2 protein-coding genes are annotated in these 2,163 nt (G+C 42.0%); both read left to right on the top strand.

Annotation, left to right across the window (positions count from 1 at the left end; all coding sequences use genetic code 11):
- The coding region (locus tag AC37HE_RS11140; protein ID WP_500782918.1) for a phosphoketolase family protein at window positions 1-1,331 on the top strand (1,331 nt) is incomplete at its 5' end.
- 65 nt (window positions 1,332-1,396) lie between these two features.
- A partial coding sequence (locus AC37HE_RS11135; protein ID WP_500782917.1) for an HAD-IC family P-type ATPase occupies window positions 1,397-2,163 on the top strand: 767 nt, incomplete at its 3' end.

The following is a 2,163-nucleotide window of genomic DNA, read 5'->3' as shown; positions in this document are numbered from 1 at the left end:
TAGCACCGAAAGGTGAAAGACGTATGGGAGCCAATCCTCACGCAAACGGTGGTATGCTGCTTAGAGACCTTCGAATGCCGGATTATCGAGCCTATGCAACCAATGTACCCTTACCGGGTGTAACCGGAATTGGAGATACACGTGTATTAGGACGATTCCTTCGCGATGTAATTAAATTGAACAATGGACAAAATAATTTCAGAATCTTCGGGCCGGATGAAACTCTTTCCAACAGGCTGGGAGCTGTATTTGAAGTAACGAAACGACAATGGAAAGGCACAATGGTATCAAACGACGAATTCCTTGCACCGACCGGACGCGTTATGGAAATGCTTAGCGAGCACCAATGCGAAGGCTGGCTTGAGGGATATCTGCTCACGGGCAGGCATGGACTTTTTAATTGCTATGAAGCGTTCATCCACATAGTCGATTCGATGTTTAATCAGCATGCAAAGTGGCTGAAAGTAACAGCCCATCTTCCGTGGAGAAGAAAAATTTCCTCCTTAAATTATATTCTTGCATCACATGTGTGGCGGCAGGATCATAACGGCTTTACCCATCAGGATCCCGGTTTCATTGATCATGTTGTAAACAAAAAAGCCGAAGTCGTAAGAGTATATCTTCCACCCGATGCAAACTGCTTGTTATCTGTAATGGACCATTGCCTTCGAAGCCGTCATTATGTCAATGTAGTAATAGCCGGGAAACACCCGGCTCCGCAGTGGCTAAATATAGATGCCGCTATTAAACATTGTACGGAAGGCATTGGAATCTGGCAGTGGGCCAGTAACGACCAGGAAGTTACAACCGATGTAGTAATGGCCTGTTGTGGAGATGTACCAACGCTGGAAACACTGGCTGCTGTCTCAATTTTGCGTGAACATCTTCCTGATTTGAAGATCCGGGTGATTAATATAGTGGATCTGATGAAGCTTCAGCCACAAACAGAACACCCACATGGTCTAAATGATAAGGATTTTGATGATTATTTTACTAAAGATAAACCGGTCATATTCGCTTTCCATGCTTACCCATGGCTGATTCATCGCCTAACCTACCGCCGAACAAACCATGACAACATACACGTGCGCGGATACAAAGAAGAAGGCACTATAACAACGCCTTTTGATATGACGGTGATGAATGAGATGGATCGATTCCACCTTGTTATGGACGTCATTGATCGGGTGCCCAAGACGGGTGAAAAGGGCATCTATCTTAAACAGCAACTAAAAGACAAGCTTATCGATCACAAGCAGTATATCAAAAAATACGGTGAGGATATGCCGGAAGTAAAGAATTGGAAGTGGACAAATAAAAAAGCAAAATAGCATTTTAGAACGGATAAATATTTAGAGGAATCAATATGTCGACAGAAAGTGAAAAGTATAAATCGATGAAAGCCTCTGCTGTACTTGATGAATTAAAGAGTAATCAAAGTACTGGTTTAAGTGATACTGAAGCAAAGCAAAGGCTGGAAAAATACGGACTGAATGAAATAAGCGAAAAGAAAATAAATCCTATATTAAAATTCCTTGGTTATTTTTGGGGCCCAATTGCCTGGATGATTGAAATAGCAATTATTCTTTCTGCTCTTATACAACATTGGGAAGATTTCTGGATAATCTTTGCATTGCTGCTATTAAATGCAGTTGTCGGGTTCTGGCAGGAACACAAAGCCGATAATGCAATAGAGCTTTTAAAGCAAAAGCTTGCTCTTGAAGCAAGAGTTTTTCGCGACAGTAAATGGTCGAAGATTCCAGCCAAAGAATTGGTTCCCGGCGACATTATAAAAATTCGTTTGGGCGACAGCCTGCCTGCGGATGTAAAACTTCTAAAAGGTGAATATCTAATGGTGGATGAATCGGCTTTAACAGGCGAATCGCTTCCGGTTGAAAAACACGAATTTGATGTTGGTTTTGCCGGATCAATAGCCCGGCAGGGTGAAATGATAGCTGTTGTGGTTGCTACGGCAATGAATACGTTCTTCGGGAAAACAGCCAAACTTGTAGAGGAAGCAAAGACCCAGAGTCACTTTCAAAAAGCTATTATTAAAATCGGCGATTATCTTATAGTTTTAGCAATAATCCTTGTACTCGTTATTTTTGCAGTAGCAATGTACCGCCATGAAAGTTTTCTGGCCACATTGCAATTTGCTTTAGT

It is taken from the genome of Mangrovibacterium sp., assembly GCF_059905295.1.
Note: the sequence above shows the minus strand (reverse complement) of the source record. Positions and strands in the feature narration are given on the sequence as shown.